The organism is Branchiibius cervicis, assembly GCF_042661605.1.
In the GTDB taxonomy this organism is placed as follows: Bacteria; Actinomycetota; Actinomycetes; order Actinomycetales; family Dermatophilaceae; genus Branchiibius; species Branchiibius cervicis.
Genome location: NZ_JBHSWJ010000002.1, coordinates 164,261 through 185,026, shown reverse-complemented (window position 1 = coordinate 185,026; position 20,766 = coordinate 164,261). Strand labels below are relative to the sequence as shown.

General features: G+C 65.9%; 20 protein-coding genes, 1 tRNA gene, 2 pseudogenes and 1 riboswitch. Of the genes and pseudogenes, 12 read left to right on the top strand and 11 right to left on the bottom strand.

Features of this window, described 5'->3' with window-relative positions; translation table 11 throughout:
• The first annotated feature begins 107 nt into the window (after positions 1 to 107).
• From ACFQBT_RS01185 to ACFQBT_RS01175, 3 genes are read left to right on the top strand one after another with little or no spacing between them, the layout of a single operon-like run.
• Positions 108 to 1,136, top strand: coding sequence for an EfeM/EfeO family lipoprotein (locus ACFQBT_RS01185; RefSeq protein ID WP_377820007.1), 1,029 nt, complete (start codon positions 108 to 110; stop codon positions 1,134 to 1,136).
• A complete protein-coding gene (locus tag ACFQBT_RS01180) occupies positions 1,133 to 2,383 on the top strand; it encodes a Dyp-type peroxidase (protein ID WP_377820006.1) in 1,251 nt (416 codons plus the stop codon). Before ACFQBT_RS01185 ends, ACFQBT_RS01180 begins: the two co-directional genes overlap by 4 nt.
• The gene (locus tag ACFQBT_RS01175; RefSeq protein WP_377820005.1) at positions 2,380 to 4,005 is read left to right on the top strand and encodes a phospholipase C; all 1,626 of its coding nucleotides are present in this window, start codon (positions 2,380 to 2,382) and stop codon (positions 4,003 to 4,005) included. Before ACFQBT_RS01180 ends, ACFQBT_RS01175 begins: the two co-directional genes overlap by 4 nt.
• A 47-nt stretch (positions 4,006 to 4,052) precedes the next feature.
• Here the strand turns inward: ACFQBT_RS01175 and ACFQBT_RS01170 are convergent, their stop codons facing one another.
• The 6 genes and pseudogenes from ACFQBT_RS01170 to ACFQBT_RS01145 form a co-directional block, all read right to left on the bottom strand.
• The gene (locus ACFQBT_RS01170; protein ID WP_377820004.1) at positions 4,053 to 4,769 is read right to left on the bottom strand and encodes a GNAT family N-acetyltransferase; all 717 of its coding nucleotides are present in this window, start codon (positions 4,767 to 4,769) and stop codon (positions 4,053 to 4,055) included.
• On the bottom strand, positions 4,766 to 5,680 hold the full coding sequence (locus ACFQBT_RS01165) for an FAD-dependent oxidoreductase (RefSeq protein WP_377820003.1): 915 nt from the start codon (positions 5,678 to 5,680) through the stop codon (positions 4,766 to 4,768). Before ACFQBT_RS01165 ends, ACFQBT_RS01170 begins: the two co-directional genes overlap by 4 nt.
• Before the next feature lie 32 nt (positions 5,681 to 5,712).
• A pseudogene (locus ACFQBT_RS01160) lies at positions 5,713 to 5,958 on the bottom strand (FAD-dependent oxidoreductase); the annotation flags it as partial.
• Positions 5,886 to 6,911 carry an ABC transporter substrate-binding protein gene (locus ACFQBT_RS01155; protein WP_377820002.1) on the bottom strand — a complete coding sequence of 342 codons (1,026 nt, stop codon included), beginning with the start codon at positions 6,909 to 6,911 and terminating at the stop codon, positions 5,886 to 5,888. The pseudogene ACFQBT_RS01160 and the gene ACFQBT_RS01155, both read right to left, overlap by 73 nt.
• 75 nt (positions 6,912 to 6,986) lie before the next feature.
• Positions 6,987 to 7,765 (bottom strand): annotated as a pseudogene (locus tag ACFQBT_RS01150) (amino acid ABC transporter ATP-binding protein).
• Positions 7,762 to 8,730, bottom strand: coding sequence for an amino acid ABC transporter permease (locus ACFQBT_RS01145; RefSeq protein WP_377820001.1), 969 nt, complete (start codon positions 8,728 to 8,730; stop codon positions 7,762 to 7,764). Before ACFQBT_RS01145 ends, ACFQBT_RS01150 begins: the two are co-directional and overlap by 4 nt.
• A gap of 68 nt (positions 8,731 to 8,798) precedes the next feature.
• Positions 8,799 to 8,914, bottom strand: a riboswitch (SAM riboswitch).
• Positions 8,915 to 8,986: 72 nt separating this feature from the next.
• Here ACFQBT_RS01145 and ACFQBT_RS01140 point away from each other — a divergent pair.
• Positions 8,987 to 9,673: an enoyl-CoA hydratase-related protein gene (locus tag ACFQBT_RS01140; RefSeq protein ID WP_377820000.1), complete on the top strand. Its 687-nt coding sequence runs from the start codon at positions 8,987 to 8,989 to the stop codon at positions 9,671 to 9,673.
• Positions 9,670 to 9,867: a Clp protease/crotonase-like domain-containing protein gene (locus ACFQBT_RS01135; protein ID WP_377819999.1), complete on the top strand. Its 198-nt coding sequence runs from the start codon at positions 9,670 to 9,672 to the stop codon at positions 9,865 to 9,867. Before ACFQBT_RS01140 ends, ACFQBT_RS01135 begins: the two co-directional genes overlap by 4 nt.
• A 10-nt stretch (positions 9,868 to 9,877) precedes the next feature.
• Here ACFQBT_RS01135 and tadA read toward each other — a convergent pair whose 3' ends face one another.
• Positions 9,878 to 10,357 (bottom strand): tRNA adenosine(34) deaminase TadA, encoded by a 480-nt coding sequence (tadA, locus tag ACFQBT_RS01130; RefSeq protein ID WP_377819998.1) that lies wholly within the window; start codon positions 10,355 to 10,357, stop codon positions 9,878 to 9,880.
• On the opposite strand from tadA, the gene upp reads away from it, so the two are divergent.
• A complete protein-coding gene (upp, locus tag ACFQBT_RS01125) occupies positions 10,356 to 10,997 on the top strand; it encodes a uracil phosphoribosyltransferase (protein ID WP_377819997.1) in 642 nt (213 codons plus the stop codon). The genes tadA and upp overlap by 2 nt on opposite strands.
• Here the strand turns inward: upp and ACFQBT_RS01120 are convergent.
• The 4 genes from ACFQBT_RS01120 to ACFQBT_RS01105 are packed head-to-tail and all read right to left on the bottom strand — an operon-like array spanning position 10,979 to position 14,287.
• Positions 10,979 to 11,467, bottom strand: coding sequence for an acyl-CoA thioesterase (locus ACFQBT_RS01120; protein WP_465252281.1), 489 nt, complete (start codon positions 11,465 to 11,467; stop codon positions 10,979 to 10,981). The genes upp and ACFQBT_RS01120 overlap by 19 nt on opposite strands.
• Positions 11,468 to 11,496: 29 nt before the next feature.
• A complete protein-coding gene (locus ACFQBT_RS01115) occupies positions 11,497 to 12,750 on the bottom strand; it encodes an MFS transporter (RefSeq protein ID WP_377819994.1) in 1,254 nt (417 codons plus the stop codon).
• A complete protein-coding gene (locus tag ACFQBT_RS01110; RefSeq protein WP_377819992.1) occupies positions 12,750 to 13,289 on the bottom strand; it encodes an ArsR/SmtB family transcription factor in 540 nt (179 codons plus the stop codon). Before ACFQBT_RS01110 ends, ACFQBT_RS01115 begins: the two co-directional genes overlap by 1 nt.
• 32 nt (positions 13,290 to 13,321) lie before the next feature.
• A complete protein-coding gene (locus ACFQBT_RS01105; protein ID WP_377819991.1) occupies positions 13,322 to 14,287 on the bottom strand; it encodes a small ribosomal subunit Rsm22 family protein in 966 nt (321 codons plus the stop codon).
• A gap of 101 nt (positions 14,288 to 14,388) precedes the next feature.
• Between ACFQBT_RS01105 and ACFQBT_RS01100 the strand changes: the two genes are divergently transcribed.
• The 6 genes from ACFQBT_RS01100 to ACFQBT_RS01075 all read left to right on the top strand — a co-directional run bounded on the left by ACFQBT_RS01100 (position 14,389) and on the right by ACFQBT_RS01075 (position 20,750).
• Complete coding sequence (locus tag ACFQBT_RS01100) at positions 14,389 to 14,562, top strand: hypothetical protein (RefSeq protein WP_377819990.1); 174 nt, start codon at positions 14,389 to 14,391, stop codon at positions 14,560 to 14,562.
• Positions 14,563 to 14,574: 12 nt separating this feature from the next.
• A complete protein-coding gene (locus ACFQBT_RS01095) occupies positions 14,575 to 15,465 on the top strand; it encodes a PH domain-containing protein (protein ID WP_377819989.1) in 891 nt (296 codons plus the stop codon).
• A gap of 39 nt (positions 15,466 to 15,504) precedes the next feature.
• A complete protein-coding gene (gene def, locus ACFQBT_RS01090) occupies positions 15,505 to 16,080 on the top strand; it encodes a peptide deformylase (protein WP_377819988.1) in 576 nt (191 codons plus the stop codon).
• Between the two features lie 3 nt (positions 16,081 to 16,083).
• Positions 16,084 to 16,956, top strand: coding sequence for an SMP-30/gluconolactonase/LRE family protein (locus tag ACFQBT_RS01085; RefSeq protein ID WP_377819986.1), 873 nt, complete (start codon positions 16,084 to 16,086; stop codon positions 16,954 to 16,956).
• 780 nt (positions 16,957 to 17,736) lie between these two features.
• A complete protein-coding gene (locus ACFQBT_RS01080; protein ID WP_377819985.1) occupies positions 17,737 to 18,483 on the top strand; it encodes an ATP-binding cassette domain-containing protein in 747 nt (248 codons plus the stop codon).
• 2,194 nt (positions 18,484 to 20,677) lie between these two features.
• Positions 20,678 to 20,750: transfer RNA gene (locus tag ACFQBT_RS01075), tRNA-Arg, on the top strand.
• Positions 20,751 to 20,766 lie beyond the last annotated feature (16 nt).

Genomic DNA, 20,766 nt, shown 5'->3' with positions numbered 1-20,766 from the left:
GTTGGAATCGCCGTCTTGGCGACCGTCGTCCTCAGCGGCTGCAGCGCACCCTGAGCACCCCCGCCAGTACCGGTGCCCGGCCGACGGCAGCCGCTTCGGTGGCAGCCATGTCGCTCAGCCATTGCGGTCAGGGCTGGAGCCGCGCGACCACCGGCGCCCTGCACCTGCAGATCCACAACGTCGACACGGCAGCCGGTGAGGCCTACCTGGACACCAGCGACGGCGCGATCCTGGCCGAAGCCGACCCGGTGGGTCCCGGCTCCTGGGGCACCCTGGATGCGGTGCTGGCGCCGGGGACCTATCACCTGGTCTGCACCATGGACGATGCCGATCCCGTCACCGGTCCCGCCATCACCGTCACCGGCGCAGCCGAACCGGGCAGCCCCCAGGTGCACCCGGTCACCAGCGGCGACCTCGCGCCGTACGCCATCGCCGACTCCCGCCGGATAGCCGGACGCCTGCTCACCCTGCACGCCCAGAGCCGCGAGCTGGGTGCGGCGCTGGCCGCCGGAGACCGCACCCGGGCCGAACGGGCCTGGCGCAGCGCCTATCTGACCTGGAACACGCTCGGGGTGGCGTACGGCGCGTTCGGGGCCGGAGCGGACAAGGTCGCCGGCCTGCCCTACGGGCTGCCGCTCGGTGTCGCCGACCCCGGCTGGACCGGCCTGCACCGCATCGAATACGGCCTATGGCACGGCCAACCCCTGTCGCACCTCGCCGCTCTCGGAGAGCGGTTGACCGGCGACGTCGCGGCACTGCGCACCACCGTGCAGCAGACCGAACTGGACCCGGGTGAGATGGTTCTTCGCACCCACGAGATCGCCGAGCAGTCGATGCAGCAGACGCTCTCCGGTGTCGACGACTTCGGCAGCGACACGACGACGACCGCGGTCACCGAACAACTCACCGCCACTCAGGAACTCCTCACCAGCCTGCGGCGCCTGCTGGCACCGCGCTATCCCGACCTTGCCCGCACCGAAGAGTTACTGCAGCAGACACACTCGGCAGCCGCGGCGATCCCTGCGTGGCAGCGGGCGACCCGGAAGCAGCGAGAAACCCTGGACGCCGACCTCTCCGGGCTGTGTGAGTTGCTCGCGCCGGTGGCCACCATCCTCGAACCCAGGGTTGTGTCGTGACCGGTGTCAACCGCCGTCAGTTGCTCGCGGGATCCGCCGCCGCGGGCGCCGTCGGGCTGGGCGGCGTACTAGCCGCCCGCGACGTCGCCGCAGCAGCACCGCCTGTCACGACCGCGACTTCTGCACCATTCCACGGACGTCATCAAGCGGGAGTTCTCGAGCAACCGCAGGCCAATTCGGCACATGTCGCGTTCGATCTCACCATCGCCGGCCGCCACGCGCTGGCCGCACTGATGAAGACCTTGACCGAGCGTGCGCGGGCGCTCACCGCCGGTGGGCCCTCCCGGCCGTTGGGTATCGCCGGGCCCGCGACGGACTCCGGCACGATGGGTCCGGACCAGCCGGCCTCCGGTTTGCAGGTCACGGTGGGCCTTGGTGCCACTGTGTTCGACGGCCGATTCGGGCTGGCCGGTGCCAAGCCGGCCCGTCTGCGGACGATGGACACCTTCGTCAACGACCGGCTGGATCGCGCTGAGTGCGACGGTGACCTGCTGCTGACTCTGAGTGCACCAGACCGTGACACGGTCCTGCACGCCCTGCGCGACATCTGTCGCGCCACTCGTTCATCGATGCAGATCCGTTGGCGGATCGATGGATTCACCCCGCCGGCCCGGCCGACCGGTGCACCGCGCAACCAGCTCGGCTTCAAGGACGGCACCGCCAATCCGGACGTCACCGACCCCGCCGAGATGGACCGACTGGTGTGGGTGCGGCCGGGCGGTGACGAGCCGGCATGGACCGGCGGCGGCAGCTACCACGTGGTCCGCATCATCCGGATGCACGTGGAGTTCTGGGACCGGGTGTCGGTCAGCGAGCAGGAGCGGATGTTCGGTCGGCGCAAAGACACCGGCGCACCGTTGAGCGGAGTCCATGAGTCGGATACGCCGGACTACACCGACGATCCGAAGGGCACCGCGATCCCTCTGGACAGTCATATCCGGATGGCGAATCCGCGTACCCCGCAGACTGATCAGAGTCGGATCCTGCGCCGGTCCTACTCCTACGACCGCGGCGTCGACGAGGTCGGCAACCTCGACGTCGGGCTGGTCTTCGGTGCGTTCCAACAGGACCTCGACCGGCAGTTCGTCGCGGTGCAGAAGCGTCTGGCCGATGAACCGCTGGTGGATTACATCACGCCGACCGGTGGCGGCTACTTCTTCACGTTGCCCGGCGTACGGGACACCTCGACACCTACGCCAGCGCCCTGCTGGCGTAGTACTTCTCCACCGAAAGGAAGTACCGCATGAGCAAGCGACGCCTGCTGCTCCCCGCAGCAGCGGCGACGGTCGCAGCGACCACCGCCGTCGGCATGTCGACCGCCTCGGCCTGGCCATGGCAGCACCAACCCGGCCACGGCCACGGATCCACCGGGGCAGTCCGCACCACTACCCCGATCAAGCACCTGGTGGTTCTCTTCGACGAGAACGTGTCCTTCGATCACTACTTCGGCACCTATCCGCACGCCGCGAACACCGACGGGACGACGTTCACGGCGTCTTCGCGGACCCCGCGCAACATCAACACCGAGCAGCGCGCTGGCAAGATCACGACGAATGCCAACCTCTACGCACCGTTCCGGCTCAGCGCCGACCAGGCGGCAACGTGCGACCAGAACCACAGCTACCTGCCCGAGCAGAAGGCCGCCAACAGCGGGGCCAATGACCAGTTCGTGCAGAACACCAGCGTCGACAAGTGCACCGGCCTCTTCGGTGCACCCGGCCTCACCATGGGGTACTACGACGGCAACACGGTGACCGCCCTGTGGAACTACGCCCAGCACTACGCCATGTCCGACAACGCCTACGGCACCACCTACGGTCCGTCGACACCCGGTGCACTGAATCTGATCGCCGGACAGACGTACGGCGTGACGGCCGTCAATCCGACGACGCTGCAACCGACGACGGACTCCTACGTGGTGTCGGGGGCGACCGCCTCCGGTGTCGGCACCGTGACCAACGACCCGGACCCCGCCTACGACGACTGCTCGGACAAGAACCACACGTCCACCAACAACCTCGGCTCGATGTCGGGGCAGAACATCGGTGACGAGCTCAACGCCCGCGGCGTCACCTGGGGCTGGTTCCAGGGCGGGTTCGCGCCGACCACGGCGGCGGGCAACAGCACGACGTACGCCGTGTGCGCAGCGACGCACACCAACATCGCCGGCGCAACGGTCACCGACTACAGCCCGCATCACAACCCGTTCGAGTACTTCAAGTCCACCTCGAACCCGCACCACCTGCCGCCGGCATCGCTGGCAGAGGTGGGACACGACGGGCAGGCCAACCACGAGTACGACCTCAGCTGGTTCAACCAGGCGGCCGAACACGGCAGTCTGCCGGCGGTCAGCTTCGTCAAGGCACCGGAGTACCAGGACGGCCACGCGGCGTACTCCGACCCGATCGACGAACAGCACTTCCTGGTCGACGAGATCAACACGATCCAGAAGTCGCCGGACTGGAAGAACACCGCCATCGTGGTCGCCTACGACGACTCCGACGGCTGGTATGACCACCAGTCGACGGCTGTTCTCAACGGTTCCACCGATGCGGCGCTGAACTCGGCGACCTGCACCAGCGGCCCGGCGGCCACGGCCGGCTACCAGGACCGTTGCGGACCGGGACCCCGGTTGCCGTTCCTGGTGATCTCGCCGTACAGCAAGCGCAACTACGTCGGTCACACCCAGTTGGAGCAGACCTCGGTGCTGAAGTTCATCGAGCGCAACTGGCGGGTCCCGGCCCTGGGTAACGGGTCGTTCGACGCCCGTGCCCGCGATTTCACCGGCCTGCTGGACTTCTGGCAGCGGCCGCAGGATCGACCGGTCCTGTTGAACGCCGACGGTTCCCTGCAGAACTCGGCCTCCTAGGAGGGTCCGGCGGCCGGGACCGAAGTCCCGGCCGCCGGCACGCTGCTCTATCGGGCGGGTGCCTGCACCGCTGCGAACTCGGCGGCCCGGCGCAACCGGAACCCGAGCGATTCGTAGAGCCGGATGGCGTTGACGTTCTGCCGCCCGGTGTGCAGGAAGGCTCGATCGCCGCGGGCCCTGATATTGGCGACGACCGCCAGCACCAGCCGGCTTCCCAGGCCCTGACCGCGGAATCGCTCGTCCGTGCAGACAGCCGAAACCTCGGTCCAGCCGGGCGGTTTCATCCGTTCCCCGGCCATCGCGATCAACTCACCGCCGCGGCGGATGCCCAGATACGTTCCGAGTTCGATCGTGCGAGGCTGGAACGGGCCGGGCCTGGTCCGCTCGACCAGCGCAAGCATCTCGGGGACGTCACGGGTGGTCAGGACGATCGCCTCGTCATCGGATCGCCCCACCACGCCTTCACCGGACAGTTGCACACCGTCGACCGGCTGATGCCGCCGCCAGTCCTGCGGCGGATCCCAGTGCACCCCCGCCGATACTCCGACCCGGCCGTCGACGAGGTGTCGCAGATCGGCCCAGTTCTGTTGTGTCGCAGGCAAAGGCAGTGCGGCGAACGGGCTGACGTCACTGGGATAGCGCACCGCTGTTCCCGACCGCTCGGCCAAGTGCGCTTGCGGACCGTTGAGGGCGAAGTACGCCGGGTTGTCCAGGACCGCCTCGCCCAGCGGCACTGCGGCAATGGAGGCGTCGGTCGTGGTCATCGAGAACCTTTCGTCGCAAGCAGCGATGTGCGGGACAAGGAGAAGGCCGGCAAGGCGGGGCGGCCCTCGATCAGGTCTACCGCAAGTGATCCCAGCACTGACCCGAACTTGAAACCGTGACCGGAGAACCCGGCCATGACCGCGACAGGCCCCCGGCGGTCGGCGATGAAGTCATGGTCGGGAGTCAGCGTGTAGAGGCAGGTCTGGGCGCTGGCCCGGTCGGCGTCCACCCCCGGAATCCACTGTCGCGCGTAGGCCTTCACCTGCTGGACGGCGACACCGTCGATGCTGCGGTCACGGTCCCCGGGGAAATCGACCTCGCGGCCAACCGCGTGGAATCCCACCTTCACCCCGTCCACGCTACCCACGCCGTACGTGCCGCCACCGGCCGGGAGGCCCGCGCCGCCGTGATGTATGAAGCTGGGCCACGCCAGCGGATCCGTCGCCGCGAAGTGGACCGGCTGTTCCTGGGTCACCCGCAGTCGCGGCAACTGGACCAGACCGTCCAGCAACTGGCCGATCGCCCAAGCGCCAGGAGCGACCACCACCTGATCCACAACGTACGCCGAGTCATCCGTTTCCAGCGAAACCCGCCCGTCGGTGCGCACCAGCAGGCGGCGCACCGGCGTGCGGAAATGAAGCGTCGCACCCCGTCGGGCAGCCGCCGACTGCAACGCGGCCACCGCACCGTCGGCATGCAAGCGTCCCGCATCCGGATGGTGCAGGGCCGCGGTGTCGACCCGCAAGCCCGGCCACCGATCGGCCACATCCGCCGCGGACCAGTACTCCGTCCGTTGTCCAGCCGCACGCAACGCTGCGTGCAGGGGCTCGAGAGCAGCGGGCGGTCCATGGTCGATCCCCCGGTCAACTCCAACAGCGGGGCGGACACCTCCTCCTCGAGCACTCGCCACTCCAGCAACGCGCGCACGGCCAACGCGACGTACGTCGGGTGGGGATAGGCCAGCCGGAAGATCCGCGACGAACCATGTGAACTCCCACGATCGTGCCCGGCCTCGTATTGCTCGAAAACCTCGACGTCGTAACCGGCGCGCGTCAGGTGCCAGGCGGCCGAAGACCCCGCCACCCCGGCACCGACGATGCCGATCCGGCCTCGGGTCACGAGTTGTCCAGAGGCAGACCGGGCGGGTTGATCTGCGAGGTCTTCACCGCCTCGTTGGACAGGTTCCATACCTTCAGCCAGGTGGCGTACGTGCCGTCCTCGATGAGGTGGTTGATGGCTGCGGCCAGCGGTTTGGCCAGGCCGGAGTCCTTCTTCGTGGTGGCGGCAATCAGACCCTGCAGGCTGGAGCCGGCCCCGGAGAAGGTGCCCGCGATGCGCACCGCGTTCGGTGTGGACTGCGTCTGTCGCACCTGGTAGGCGGCGCCCGGATTGGGGCCGAAGTAGGCGTCGATCTTGCCGGCCGCCAGTGCCACGAACGTGTCGTTGTTGCTCGGGAAGTACTTCACCTGAAGATCCTTGCCCTCACCCTGCAGCTTCTTCTTCCACTCCAACAGGATCCGCTCCTGGTTGGTACCCGAGCCGACGGCAACCGTTTTGCCGGCAAGGCTCTGGTAGTCGGAGAAGTTCCACGAATCGGTCTTCGGCACCACGAACGCCAGGTTGTCCTGGCGATAGCTGGCGAAGTCGTACTTGCGCTTGCGCTCTTCGGTGTCGGTGATGTTGGAGACACCGACCTCGGTCTTACCGCTGTCGATCCCGACGAAGAGGTTCTCCCAGGTGGAGTTCTTGATGTCCGGCTCGAGCCCGAACACGGCGGCGACCAGACGGCCCAGGTCCGGCTCCGAACCGGTGAGCGTCTGCTGGTCGTCGCCGACGAAGGCCAACGGTGGGAACCCGGCCGGTAGTGCGCCGATGCCGATGACCAGCTTTCCGCCGTCCAGGACGCCCTGAGGCAGGGTGTTTCGAATCGCGTCAACCTGAGCCACCGTTACTTTCGCCGGTACGGCCGCTCCGTTGGAGTGCTGGCCCAGGGTGAGTTCGGTCTTGCCGTCTTTGCTCCTGGACTCAGCGGCGTCGGAGGAGGAGCAGGCCGTGGCGAAGCTCGCGAGGCCAAGGGCAGCGGCGCCACCGACGACCCCGCGCAGCAGGGTGCGGCGATCGGGCTGGGAACGATAGGTCATGACGTTTCCTTTCGGGAATGGTTCGTGGACCGGCCTGTTGACGACAGGGCCGGGTGAGACTGCGCTGCGGAATTGCTAGAGGACCGCGGACAAGAAGGCGCGGGTCCGCTCATGCGCCGGGTTGTCCAGTACCTCGACCGGTGGCCCCTGCTCCAAGAGGACCCCCTGGTCGAGGAAGACGATGCGGTCCGCGACTTCACGGGCGAAACCGATTTCGTGCGTGACGATCACCAGGGTGCGACCGCTGCGCGCGAGATCCTGATCACCGCGAGCACCTCACCGACCAGCTCCGGATCCAGAGCCGAGGTGGGCTCGTCGAAGAGGATCACGCCCGGATCGAGAGCTAGCGCCCGGGCAATCGCGACCCGCTGTTGCTGACCTCCGGACAGTTGCCGTGGGTAGGCATCTTCCTTCTGCGCCAAACCGACCTGGGCGAGGAGTTCGGCAGCTCGCCGCCGAGCTGTCGGCCCATCCGTGTGACCGGTGGCGACGGGTGCCGCGGCGACGTTCTCCAGCACCGTCAGGTGCGGGAAGAGATTGAAGGACTGGAAGACGAAGCCGATCTGTGCACGTTGCTTCAGGATCTCGCGCTCACTGAGTTCCTTCAGATCAGAACCGTGTTCGCGGACGCCAATGAGCTCGTCGCCGACCTGCACATAGCCCAGGTCCGGCTTCTCGAGGTGGTTGATCGTACGCAGCAACGTCGACTTTCCGGATCCCGACGGGCCGATGATCACGACGACCTCGCCCGGCCGCACGGTCAACTGCACGTCGTCGAGAACGGCGTTGTCGGCGTACCTCTTGGTCACGTTGTGGACGTGGATTGCGGCGGAGGTGACCGGCGCGGCGCTCATGCCGTCACCTGCTTGCGACCGATGACGGCGCGCAGCCGTTGCAGCGGCGTCGGCGGCAACGTCCGCACTGCCCCGCGGGCGTAGTGCCGCTCGACGTAGAACTGCACCACGGACAGAGCACTGGTGAGGATCACATACCAGACGGTTGCTACCAGCAGCAGCGGGATGATGTCGCCGGGATAGGTGCTGCCCAGCGTCTGCACCTGCCCGAAGAGGTCGAGTAGCGAGACGTAGAAGACCAGCGAGCTCGCTTTGATGAGCCCGATCAACTGATTGACGAAGTTCGGCACGATCGAGCGAAGCGCCTGCGGCAGAACGATTCTGCGGAACTGGTACCTCTTGGGCAGACCCAGCGCGGCAGCCGCCTCGTGCTGGCCCTGGTCGACCGACAGGATGCCGGCGCGCACGACCTCCGAGCCGTAGGCGGCTTCCGCCAGGGACAGACCGATGATCGCCAACGCGATGTCGGTGGCCAGCCGCGATTCGTCGAAGCGGACGAACTCCGGCCCGAAGGGCACCCCGAGACTGATGGTCTTGTACAGAGCGCCGAAGTTGACCAGGAACAGCAGGATCACGATCAACGGGATCGACCGGAACAACCAGGTGTAGGCCCAACTGGCCGCCCGCAGCAACGGATTGCTGGACAGACGAGCGACTGCCAGAACGAGCGCTCCGATGAAACCAAGCACCGCCGCTGCGGCCGTCACTTTCAACGTGATCCAAAGTCCCTGCAGGACAACGGGTCTGGTGAACCAGTAGCCGAAACGATCCCATTGGAAGAACGGGTTGGTGATCAGCGCGTTGATCGCCATCGCTGCCAGGACGGCGACACCGGCGGCGGCCACCCAGCGCCACGGGTGCCGTTGCGGGATGACCCTGCGGGCAGTGCGGTCAGCAGAGGGGTCCGAAGCAACGTCGGCAACCTGCTCGACTGCGGCTTGTGCATAACCGGGAGGTGAGGACATGGACGACTCCAACGAGTTCGAAGGCCACGACGTGAGCCGACGACCTTCGTGACGCGGCCGAGGCTGCGTCACTGCGCTTGCCCGCGCGGGTTCGCTAACGGGCCGGGCTTTCACCTGGAGCACCCCACCGCGGAACGAGGGTTGCTGGTCGACCAGCCAGGGCTTGTCATCGACGCTCAATGCCTACCGGGAGAGTAGACATTGTTTCAGTGACCCGTCAACTCCACGTGCCGACGCCGTGCGGGATGATCGATCCGTGAGCGACTACGAAACCCTGGACTACAGCGTCGTGGACGGGATCTGCACGCTGACCCTCAACCGGCCCGAGCAACTGAACTCCTTCACCGTGACCATGGCGAACGAGTTGGTCGACGCCTTCACCCGCGCCAGCACGGACGACGACACCCGCGTCGTCGTGGTCACCGGCGCCGGGCGGGCCTTCTGCGCCGGTATGGATCTGACCAAGGAGGGCAACGTCTTCGGCCTCACGCCGGGGCTGGCGCCGACGGTGCAGGACCTGACCGAGCGCCTTGACGACCCCGAGATCTTCGAGGGTGTGCGCGATACCGGCGGGCGCGTTTCCCTGGCCATCTACGCCTGCACCAAGCCGGTGATCGCCGCGATCAACGGCGCCGCCGTGGGCATCGGGGCGACCATGACGCTGCCGATGGACATCCGCCTGGCCTCGACCAAAGCCCGGATCGGCTTCGTCTTCGGGCGCCTGGGCATCGTGCCCGAGGCCACCTCGTCGTGGTTCCTGCCGCGCATCGTGGGCATCTCCCGCGCCCTGGAATGGACGTACGCCGCGGACATCCTCTCCCCGACGAGGCCCTGGCGGGTGGCTTGGTCCGCTCACTGCACGAGCCTGACGAACTGTTGCCCGCGGCGTACGAACTGGCCCGCAAATTCATCGACGGTCGCTCGGCGGTCGGTATCGCGTTGACCCGGCAGATGATGTACCGCAACAGCGCCCAGCCGCACCCGATGGAAGCGCACCGGATCGACTCGCTGGCGATGTACTACACCAGCTTCGCCGACGGCCAGGAGGGCGTGCGAGCGTTCCTGGAGAAGCGCGACACCGAGTTCACCGGGCGCACGTCCAGCGACATGCCGCCGTTCTATCCCTGGCAGGAATGAGCCGGCCGGGCTAACGGCGTCGCGCGCGGAAGAAGTCGGTCAGGAGCTGGGCACATTCGTCCCGCCGGACCCCGCCGAGCGAGTCCACGCGGTGCGGGGATGGGTTCTGCTCGATGACATCCCAGGCGCTCCCGCACGCACCGGCCTTGGGATCCCAGGCGCCGAAGACGATGTGCGCGATCCGCGACTGCATGATCGCGCCCGCGCACATCAGACACGGCTCCAACGTGACCGCGATGGTGCAGTCGTCGAGGCGGTAATGGCCGAGGGTCGCCGCGGCCGCCCGGATGGCGACGATTTCGGCGTGCGCCAGCGGATCGGCGTCGGCGACACGGCGATTCGGACCGGCCCCGATGAGCCGACCGTGTGCGTCGACGATGACTGCGCCCACCGGCACGTCATCGGTGGGGAGGGCGACGCGCGCCTGGTCCAGAGCCAGACCCAGCCACTCGGCGTACGGCGACGAATCCACGGCTAAAGTCTCAGGCATGCGCGTCCTTGTCGCCAATCACCCACTGATCGCCCACAAACTGACCTACCTGCGCGACAAGGAGACCGACAGTCCCACCTTCCGCCGGCTCGCGGACGAGCTGGTCACGCTGCTGGCGTACGAGGCCACCCGCGAGGTGCGGGTCGAGCCCAAGGACATCGTGACTCCGGTCGCCCCGACGACCGGGATCAAGCTGAGCAACCCCAAGCCGCTGGTCGTGCCCGTGCTGCGCGCCGGTCTTGGCATGCTCGACGGCATGGTGCGGCTGCTCCCGTCGGCCGAAGTCGGGTTCCTGGGGATGCAGCGCGATGAGCAGACGCTGCAGGCCATCACCTACGCCAACCGGCTGCCCGATGTGCTGACCGGCCGACAGTGCTACGTCCTGGACCCCATGCTGGCGACCGGCGGGACCCTGGCGATGGCGATCCGCTACCTCGCCGAGCGCGGCGCCGACGACATCACCGCCGTCACGTTGCTGTCGGCGCCCGAGGGTATCGAGGCCGTGGCCGACGAGCTGGCGGATCTGACCATCCCGATCACCCTGGTGACCGGCGCCGTGGACGAACGCCTCAACGAGCACGGCTACATCGTGCCGGGTCTGGGAGACGCCGGCGACCGGCTCTACGGCGTCGTCGACTGATCGAGCGCCTGCTCGACCTCCTGGGTGACCCGCCGGCGACGGATCGCGTCGTTCCAGCGCCGCTTCTCGACGTCGCTGACCGGCTCGAACGGCGGTACGGCGATCGGTCGCCGTTCCGCGTCCAGCGCCACCATCGTGAAGTAACACGTGTTCGTGTGCCGGATGCTCTGTGTCGCAACGTTTTCCGTGGTCACCCGGATTCCGACCTCCATCGAGGTGCGGCCGACGTAGTTGATGCCGGCGTCGAAGGTCACGAGCTCGCCGACGTGAATGGGTTGGCGGAAGACCACCCGGTCGACGGAGAGCGTGACGACGTACTGTCGGGCGTACTTGCTGGCGCACGCGTAGGCGACCTCATCGAGCAGCTTGAGGATCTGGCCACCGTGCACGTTGCCGCTGAAGTTGGCGTACTGCGGCGTCATCAGCACGGTCATCGACAACGCGTGCCGCGGCGCTTCGGGCTGGCTCACCTCGGGCATGCCTCAGTCTGGCACGGGCCTCAGTCGGTCGGGGCCAACGCGGCTTCGGTGGCTGACTCCTCGCTGCGCTGGCGGAGGGTGCGCACCGACGGTACCAGCAGAGTGCTGAGTGCGACTGCGGCATAGACGATTCCGGCGCCCACGAGCACCGTCTCCGTGGGCGCGATCGTTGCCAGCCAGCCGAAGAGCACCATGCCGACCGGGATCGCGACGAACGAGCCGAGCATGTCGTAACTCACGACCCGGGAGAGTACGTCGCCCGGCACGTTCTGCATCATCGCCACGTTCCAGCCGGTGCCGAAGGTCTCGATGCCGGCCCCGCCGACGACGGCGGCCGCCATCAACGGGACCGTCACCGGGTCGACACCGAGCAGGACGATCGTGACGCTCAGAAGACTGACTCCCAGCATCCCGGACAGTAGTGGCCGGTTCAGCCGAATCTTCAACAACACCAATGACATCAGCAACATCCCGATGGCTTCGGCGCTGAGAACGAGACCCCAACCGCGGACGCCGAGGGAGTCGTGACTCTTGGCGATGACCGGACCGAGCACGCCGATCGTACCGGACTGGATCGCATTGAGGACCGAGAACGCCAGCACGATGACCCACAACCAGGTGCGGGAGCGGAATTCACCCCAGCCCGTGCGTAGATCGGTGATGAAGCTGGTCGCACCCTTCGCCGGCGGTGGCAGTTTCACCGGCAGCAACAGCAGACTGCTCGCCACGAAGGTGAGCGCGTCGATGACGAAAGCCCACTGCGGTCCGCCCGCGACCACCAGCGCGCTACCCAGGGCAGGGCCGAGGAAGTTGGATCCGTTGCGCACGAACGACATCAGCGCATTGGCCTCCTGCAGCTGCCCCTCCGGCACGAGCTGCGGGACGATTCCCTGCAACGCCGGCATGGAGAAGGCGCTGATGCCGCCCGCCAGGCCGCCCAGCAGCATGAACCAACCGATCGTCGCGTGCCCGGTGAACATCAGCGCGGCCAGCGCACCCAGCACGATGGCCATCGCGATCCGGCAGGTTTGCAGCACCAGCCGGCGTGGCAGCCGGTCGGAGACGACCCCGCCGAAGAGGACGAAGACGATGTTGGCGGTCATCTCCACCGCGAGCACCTTGGCCAGCGCGCCGGCCGAGTTGTCGACCGACAGCACCGCGAAGGCCAGCGCGATCGGCGTCATCATGCTGCCGAGGGTGTTGGTCACGCCCGAGGCGAAGAACCAGCGGAACTGCCTGTGCTGCAGCACTCCAGCCGCTTCGCTGACCCGCATCACTGCTCCATCTCGAAGAGGATGGCCATGAAGTTGACCCGCTTCGCACCCTCGCTGCGCGGCGGTTTGGCCCGATCGTGCACCAGCATCGATGCCTGCTTCACCAGCTCGCGGGCCTGCGCCCAGTCCTCCGGGTCCAGCCACACCTCGGCATCGCTATCGAAGATCCCGTGCGAGCGCTCCAGCAGGCGCCGCCGCAACTCCGCCTGGTGGGCGATGAGCCAGAGCTCGAACTCGGCGTCGGTCGGCTCGTGGCGCACCGCGTCCGCCGGCATCTCTCCGGCGATGTAGCGATACTTCTTGGCCACGCCGCCACGGATCTTCTCGGTGCCGGCCTCGATCAGATAGCCGGCTTTGACCAACGCCCTCAGGTGATAGCTGGCGTTGGCCTGGGTGATGTCGAGTTCGCGGGCGACCTCGCTGGCACTGAGCTCGGCGCCGGTGAGCAACGACAGCATCCGCAGCCGCAGCGGGTGCGCCATCGCCCGCAGCGAGGTCCGCTGGCGATCGTCCGCCGCCGACTCATCTCCCAAAGACATACTTGAGAGTCTGAACCCACCGTCGCAAACTGTCAAACGTTTCTTTGGGTCTTGCTGTCGAAGTCGTCGCCCCACTGCACGTCGCGGGCAGCGCGGTAGCGCGGCCCCTGCTTCTTCGACACGATCTCGCGACCGGCGGTGCCGTCCGGCCGACAGAGCGTCAGTTCGACCAGGCCCTTGCGCTTCACCGGATGCCGCAGCACCCGAGCCGACGGCGCCGGCATCTCGACCCGCGGCGCGACGGCGAGCAGATAGCTGAACTTCTCGTCCTCATACGACAACTCGCCGCCTTTGATCTGGCGATGTAACGCCGACCGCGACACCCGCACCGCGAAATGACACCAGTCCGGTGCGACCAACGGGCACTGCGCCGCGTGCGGACACGGCGCCGCAATCTGCCAGCCCGCACCCAGCACCTGCGCCCGCGCCCGCAGGACTCGCTGATAACCACCGGGCGTACCGGGCTCGATCAGCAACACCGCGGACTCCGCTTTGGAAAGGGCCAGCGATACCAACGAATCTTGTTGTTCCTCAGTCAATTCCGTCAGTACGTAGGACACCGTGACCAGATCGGCGGCCACCGACAACGACTCGCCCAGACGCCACGGCACTGCGGTGACCGTCGGCCCACCGGTCGCCAGCCGAGCCCCCAGGTCACGCGCGAGCGGCACCTGCTCAGCGATCGTCGTACGTGCACCGGGCCACAGCGCATCCACCGCCCACGCCACCGCTCCGGTGCCCCCGCCGAGGTCCAGGACGGACGAGATGGACACGTCGGCCGGCACCATGGACAGGGCAGCGCGGCACGCGGCGTACGTCGCGGGCATCCGGTACGCCGCATAGGCGAGGACATCGATCGCCGAGCCCATCAGGGGTGCCGACGCAGGTAACTCCTGGCGATAACGCTCGCTCAGCCGGCGCACTGCGGCGGACAACTGCGCAACGGGTACACCGCGGGTCGCGGCATCGAGCGCGTCGCCCAGGGACGATTCCGACACTCCGAGGCTCCTTCACAGCCGTCACACGCGTCACTTCTGGCACACTGAGCGGTGGCGCAACCGCGCCTATTCTTGCTGCACCCGTCAATCCGGAGATCGCCATGGCCCTTGCAAACGCCAAGAAGTTGCTGGTGCTGCTCGTAGTGGCCTTCGTGATCTATGCGATCGTGCAGAGCCCGCAGCAGGCCGCCGACATCGTCCACACGGTCTGGAACATGATCGTCGCAGGGTTCCACGGGATCGCGGACTTCTTCAACAAAGTCCTGCACGGCTGAGCGATCCGGGCCATGTCGCTCGTCGACCCCCGCGCCCAGCGTCAGCTGGGCGACGTCCTGCTCCCGACCGAGCGCGTCGTCGTCGCCACCCACGAGCACTGGAGCCGCTGGATCAGCACGATCGGTGGCATCCTCACCGCCATCGTGCTCACGTTCCTGATCGACAGTCTCGCCCCCGCCAACTGGGGCGGGCTGGTCAACCTGTGCTGGATCCTGCTCTATTCGGTGATCTTCTACGCGATGTGGCAGGTGATCGCTCGCCGGTTCGACTGGTTCGTGGCGACGGACAAGCGGCTGATCCTGCGCCAGGGCGTGCTGTTCCGGCGCACGATGATGATGCCGATGGGCAAGGTCACCGACATGTCGTACGTCCGTTCACCGCTGGCCCGAGCGCTGGGTTACGGCACGTTCATCATGGAGAGCGCAGGCCAGGACCAGGCCCTGCACCGCATCGAGTGGGTGCCGCAGCCGCAGGAGGTCTACAAGACCCTGTGCAGCCAGATCTTCATCTCCCACGACCCCGAGGACGACCCGCGCCTGCAGTTCCTCTCCGATGATCCCGACATCACCAACCCCGGCGTCCGCCCGCCGGAGTTGGCACCGGTGACGGTGCGCATGCGCGGCGACCGGGAGCAGGGCAACCCAGCGGCTCGCCGGGTCCCTGCCGACCGCTTCGACTCGACCCAGGTTCCCGTACGCCGGTCGCCGGACTACCGGCCCCGGCCCGCCGCTGAGCCCAAAGGCTCACTGCGCCAACGTATTCTGCGCGGGCCGCAGGCCTTGCAGAAGCACGAATTCAGCGACGAGGTCCGGGCGTACAACGTCAGCCGGGAGGACGCTGCGCCCCGACAAGAAGTCCGCAATCCGTGGTGGGACCCAAGCGGCCCCGATGACCGTGATTGACTAGCGCCGAGTCTTTCACCAGCAGGAGGCGCGACCCGCATGGCAGTCCGGCCCATCACGATCATCGGGCACAAGGCGTTGCACCAACCGACCAAGAAGGTCCGTGAGGTCACCCCGGAGATACGCACCTTGGTCGCCGACATGTTCGACACCATGGACGCCGCCAACGGGGTCGGGCTGGCCGCCAACCAGGTCGGCGTCCGGTGGCGGATCTTCGTCTACGACTGTGAAGACGGCGACGACGTGCAGCACCGCGGCGTGGTGATCAACCCGGTTCTGGAAAAGGGCGCCGTACCGCCCGGCGACCCCGATCCGAGCGAGGGCCTGGAAGGCTGTCTGTCCGTGCCGGGGGAGCATTACCCCACCGCCCGCTCCGACTGGGCCCGGGTCACCGGCACCGACCTCGACGGCAATCCCGTGGTGCTCGAGTCGACCGGCGGGACACTGGCCCGCGCTCTGCAGCACGAGACGGACCACCTCGACGGGCACCTCTACGTCGAGCGCCTGTCGCCGCGCTACCGCGACGAAGCGCGCCGCGACATCAAGCGCCGGGCCTGGGCCGAGCGCGGTCTGTCCAAGTGGGACCCCGCCACCGTCGAGGCAGAGGACGTCTGAGCCGTGCGCGCCGAACCCGTCGGCCCCCCGCAGGCATTCCACGCCGAAGGTCCGGTGTGGTGGCCGGAGTGGGATGACGGTGGCGGGCGCGACGGGTTCTCCGCCCTCAAGTACGTCGACCTGCTGGCTGGCGACGTCCTCACCCTCTCGCCGTCCGGGTCGGCGACCCGCGTGCACGTCGGCCGCGTGGCGGCAGCGTTGCGGCCGCGATCGCTGGGTGGCGCAGTCGTCGCCACGGAGCGTGGTTTCAGCCTCGGACGGACCTCGTCGCTGACGGATCTCGTGCCGGCACCGGATCTGTGGGCCGACCCTGGGATCCGCTTCAACGACGGCGGTTGCGACCCCGACGGCAACTTCTACTGCGGCACGATGGCCTACTCGCAGGCACCCGGAGCGGGCACACTGTGGCGGCTGGGTACCGATGGGTCCGCGAGCGCCGTACTCGAAGGGGTCACGATCTCCAACGGGTTGTGCTGGTCGCCGGAAGGCGAATCCGCTTACTACAACGACACTCCCACCGGCCAGGTCGACATTTTCGACTGGTCGTCGGCCACGGGTCTCACGCGGCGCCGCCGGTTCGTTGCGATCGACGGCCTGCCCGACGGTTTGTGCGTCGACGAGCAGGGCGGGGTGTGGGTGGCCATTTACGGCGGCTCGGCGGTGCACCGCTACAGCCCGGCCGGTGTCCTGGACGAGGTGATCGAGCTCCCGGTTACCAACGTCACGGCCTGCACCTTCGGCGGTGTCGACCTCAGGACGCTGTTCATCACCACGACCCGCGAGAACGTGCCGGACGGGGAGCAGCCGCTGGCCGGAGCTGTCTTCACCTGCCGGCCCGGCATCGGCGGTATCGCGACCCGCCCCTACGCCGCGTAGCCCGCCTCGCTCCCCGCCGACCCCGCCACTCACGCCCATTGACAAGGGCTTGGAGGCGGATGCCCCTGTTTTGCCAAATCCCGGGGCCGCAGCGATCTGAGCCGGTCTCAACGAACTAACTCTGCCTCCTGCTCGGTGGAAATCGGCTCATCAGCGTGAATAATTGTCGCAACGGTCGATATCGAGACGTGCGCAGACCGGAACGCGTCCGACCTCAAAAACCCAGCTCTGTCGCAAGCCGACACACCCTCAACGGCCGTGTTAGGTTCAGCCCAGCTGTCGCCACGTGGCGGCCGCAATCGTAGCGGAGGGAATGATTCAGTGGCTACAAGACTGAAATTGGGAATAGCCCTAGCCGTCACAGGCGGGCTTATGGCGTTGGGTGCAGGGTCGGCAAACGCTCTTTCCAAGAACTATGCCCACTGCGTATACAGCGGCAGCACGTCGCGTGGGTGCACGAGTGGCACATGGTGGCAAGTGGACAGCACTCGGTATCTTTACGACCGGGCCTACTGGCACTATGTCTTCGGCCCGAACTCAACATATCACGTGACGTATTTTACAGAAGAAGACCTCGGCTCGCTAAGCGAGAATTTTCGATCTTCGAACACGAAGAGCAAAACAGATTTGACCGCGCGCTACCAACATTCCCCCGCCCAGGGTGGCGTCCTTGCCTCCCATTGGACCATCTCCGCCGACGTCTGCGAAGATGAATTTCTATCTCCGGACAACTGCCGAAGCGCAGGCGAACACCTCAGCGGCACAGAAAATTAGACGCAAATGACGTCAGTTTCTTTTTATCAGGTGTCATACAGGTACCCGCGGAGTAGTCGTGTTGCACTCAGTGACATTTCATTTGGCCTCAGCCCGGGGGTCACGGGTCTCATTGGAGTGAACGGCGCCGGAAAATCGACACTGATGGAATTGATAGCGACGATGAGAGCCCCCTCGTCTGGACGAATTGAGTGGGATCCTGCCGGTTCTTCAATTCGAACAATCCAGGAAAGGGTATCACTGGTACCTCAGTCGGCAACGCTACCCCGCGGGTTCTCCGTCTACGATTTCCTCAGGTATTCCTGCTTTTTGAAAGCAGTCCCTCGCTCGTGCCGCGAATCGCGGATAGCAGACTCCATCGACAAGGTGCACCTCACCGACATGTTGAAGGAGAAGTGCGGATCCCTTTCTGGCGGCCAAGCTCGGCGCGTAGTGATCGCGTGGGGCCTGTTATCCCAACCGGAGGTGCTACTGCTGGATGAGCCAACCGCGGGACTCGATGTGTACCAGCGCAGGTCCGTGCGAGAGCTCGTTAAGAGCGGACTCGCTCCTGTCACCTTGATTAGTAGTCATCTCCTTGGGGATCTCTTGGGTGTCGCCCAAAACATGTTGGTGCTCAATAACGGCAAGCTCCATTATCAAGGAAGTATGGCGGAAGCCGTCGAGCTAATAGAGGCGACCGGTGCACCGAAAGATTCCGAAGAGCAATTCATAGCGCTCCTCGAAGGCTCCGAGGAAGGGCGGTCCCTTTGAAGTGGTCGCCGCGGTACGGACCCGCGGTTCTGTTCACCGCAGCAATGCTGGTGCTACAGATGGCAGCAGTCTTTTCGAGGGGCACAAACACCTTCTGGGTTCGCGAGCCCGGGAGTGCGGTCGATTGGGCCGTAGGATCGACACCCTTGGTTGCCGCATGTGTCCTCGGATACTCGGCCTACGCCGCGAGCTCTTTCGTTCCGGGTGGGACTGCACGTGAAACGTTGACGCAGTCACGACCGATCCGGTTGGGAGTGTTCGCCGCACTTCCGGCGTTCTGCGCGGCGCTATCGTCGACGATCATTACGTTGGTCGTGGTGCTGGTCGAGGTATACGCGCACCGGCAAGGCAGCATCGTCGTACCGCACACGCTCGCTCTCCTGGCCCCCGTGGCCTGCATGTACGCCGCAGCGGCTGTCGTGGGCGCGTGTATCGGGATGCTTCTCCAGGGGCCAGCCGTCCCGTTCATCCTAACGATTCTCGGTTTTCTTGCCTTTTTCCTGGCGCGACCGTTTCACCTAGACCGTCTTCTACGAATCGGCGGCAGTACCGGTTCGTCCGCGGACTCAAGCCTTGTGATGAGCAAACTGATGGCTTGGTGCGCCGCTTTTCTTGTGCTGGCACTCATTCCAATGGCGATTGTCGGTCACGTCTCTCGACGGATGCCTGCCTTGGCGTCAACCAAAATCGCTACGGCCATCGCGAGTCTGGGCGCAGTGGTATTCCTCTTCTTTAGCTCCGTGAGCGGTGGGAACGGTTATGCGTACAGGACAATGGCCACATTCCCCGATCACTGTGCACGTACAGGTGACGAAGCCGTCTGTGTGCGATCGGACTCAACCTTTGACGCACAAGATACGGCTCGTGCCCTCAAGCCGTACATAACCTCAGTGGACAGCCTTGGCTCAGTGCCACGGATAACCCGGTGGGGAGTCCTGTCTATCCCTGGTTCTGCGCCGCCAGCATCAGCCGGATACATCATCGCCAATGGTGATGCCTCTCCCGTTCCTCTCAGCTACGAACTCGCACAGGGGGTACTGACAGGTCCGGGTTGCGCCACATTGGCTGGCGACGAGAAGTACGCGGCAACCGTGACAGTTGCGGGTGAGTGGATTATGCACGATGCGACAGGCACAATGACGCCAGGTCTTAGCGCGGCCGAGGTCGCCTGGCTAAATGGCCCGGCCTCGCGGCAATGGGTAGCGCACGCAGCCGCCGCGTTGAGAGCATGTGATCTTTCAAGCGTAACCGCTCCGCCCGGCTGGCCAGCACGTGAGAGCGGCTTCACCTGGTGAAGACCGCGTTACTGTACGCGCGCGCCCGCGGCGGCTCCCTCATTGGCGTAAGCCTTGTAGTGGGCATACTGGTCCTACAGGTATTTCGCGGCGACGTAGTTTTCGCGCCTGGTCAGCCCGAAGGAACACTGATACAAGTATGGTTGCCGATTGGAGCCTCCGTTATAGCGGCTCGAAGCTGCTACGACGTCCTCGGAGAATTGGTTCCGCCATTTCCGCTGCGCCAGAAAATGTGCGCCGACGCGGTATGGCTTAGTCTGGTCGCATTCGCACTCCTGATGCTCAGCGGGCCCGGACTATCGCTCGGTCCAGAGCAGATCCATAGCGGTAGAATATATCCGTTCTTGCCAGTAGCCTTAGTCGTCGCGCTCGCAAATGTACTGAGTCCGCATTGTGGTTTTATCACCGTGTCGATAGTCAGCATCTGCTGCGGCATCATCTTGTATCTTCTTGCTGGACCGACATTGCGTGATGGGAGTGGTTTCGAAATGAGACTGTGGAGCGGAGGAGGGTCGCACGGAACGATGATTGCCATTTTGATAGTTCTGTTCTCGATTGCATACAAAGTGACGTCACCTCTCATCGTCTCGCGGCGGCGATAGCGGATACGTTCTGGACGACCCTCGCCTCCGCCGTCCTCCATCTCGCGCGAATCCTCCGAGCGCAGGGTGTCGTACTGCCGCTGGTCGCATCGCGCTCGTGGTGCCAGCCGTCGTACTTCGTGGTGACGCCGAGTGCACACGCTCGATCACTCCCAGCGTTCGAGCGGCGGTTGACCCATCTGGTACCGGATATGGGGCAATCGCTTCCAAACCTTCCGGACACCATCCCGACACCGCGCTACACCTCGATTTAGCGACTGCCGCCCCGACCGGCTAGAGTGGGGCGTCGCATGACAAGCACCCGTAGCTCAACGGATAGAGCATCTGACTACGGATCAGAAGGTTTGGGGTTCGAATCCCTACGGGTGCACGTACTGAGTTGAGAC

Bases quoted from the DNA above. Each gene is read 5' to 3' on its own strand.
- ACFQBT_RS01080 (WP_377819985.1), top strand. From the start codon at position 17,737: ATGACGTCAGTTTCTTTTTATCAGGTGTCATACAGGTACCCGCGGAGT.
- ACFQBT_RS01175 (WP_377820005.1), top strand. From the start codon at position 2,380: ATGAGCAAGCGACGCCTGCTGCTCCCCGCAGCAGCGGCGACGGTCGCA.
- ACFQBT_RS01185 (WP_377820007.1), top strand. From the start codon at position 108: ATGTCGCTCAGCCATTGCGGTCAGGGCTGGAGCCGCGCGACCACCGGC.
- tadA (WP_377819998.1), bottom strand. From the start codon at position 10,357: ATGCCTGAGACTTTAGCCGTGGATTCGTCGCCGTACGCCGAGTGGCTG.
- ACFQBT_RS01110 (WP_377819992.1), bottom strand. From the start codon at position 13,289: ATGTCTTTGGGAGATGAGTCGGCGGCGGACGATCGCCAGCGGACCTCG.
- ACFQBT_RS01095 (WP_377819989.1), top strand. From the start codon at position 14,575: ATGTCGCTCGTCGACCCCCGCGCCCAGCGTCAGCTGGGCGACGTCCTG.
- upp (WP_377819997.1), top strand. From the start codon at position 10,356: ATGCGCGTCCTTGTCGCCAATCACCCACTGATCGCCCACAAACTGACC.
- ACFQBT_RS01170 (WP_377820004.1), bottom strand. From the start codon at position 4,769: ATGACCACGACCGACGCCTCCATTGCCGCAGTGCCGCTGGGCGAGGCG.
- ACFQBT_RS01100 (WP_377819990.1), top strand. From the start codon at position 14,389: ATGGCCCTTGCAAACGCCAAGAAGTTGCTGGTGCTGCTCGTAGTGGCC.
- def (WP_377819988.1), top strand. From the start codon at position 15,505: ATGGCAGTCCGGCCCATCACGATCATCGGGCACAAGGCGTTGCACCAA.
- ACFQBT_RS01145 (WP_377820001.1), bottom strand. From the start codon at position 8,730: ATGTCCTCACCTCCCGGTTATGCACAAGCCGCAGTCGAGCAGGTTGCC.
- ACFQBT_RS01155 (WP_377820002.1), bottom strand. From the start codon at position 6,911: ATGACCTATCGTTCCCAGCCCGATCGCCGCACCCTGCTGCGCGGGGTC.
- ACFQBT_RS01115 (WP_377819994.1), bottom strand. From the start codon at position 12,750: ATGCGGGTCAGCGAAGCGGCTGGAGTGCTGCAGCACAGGCAGTTCCGC.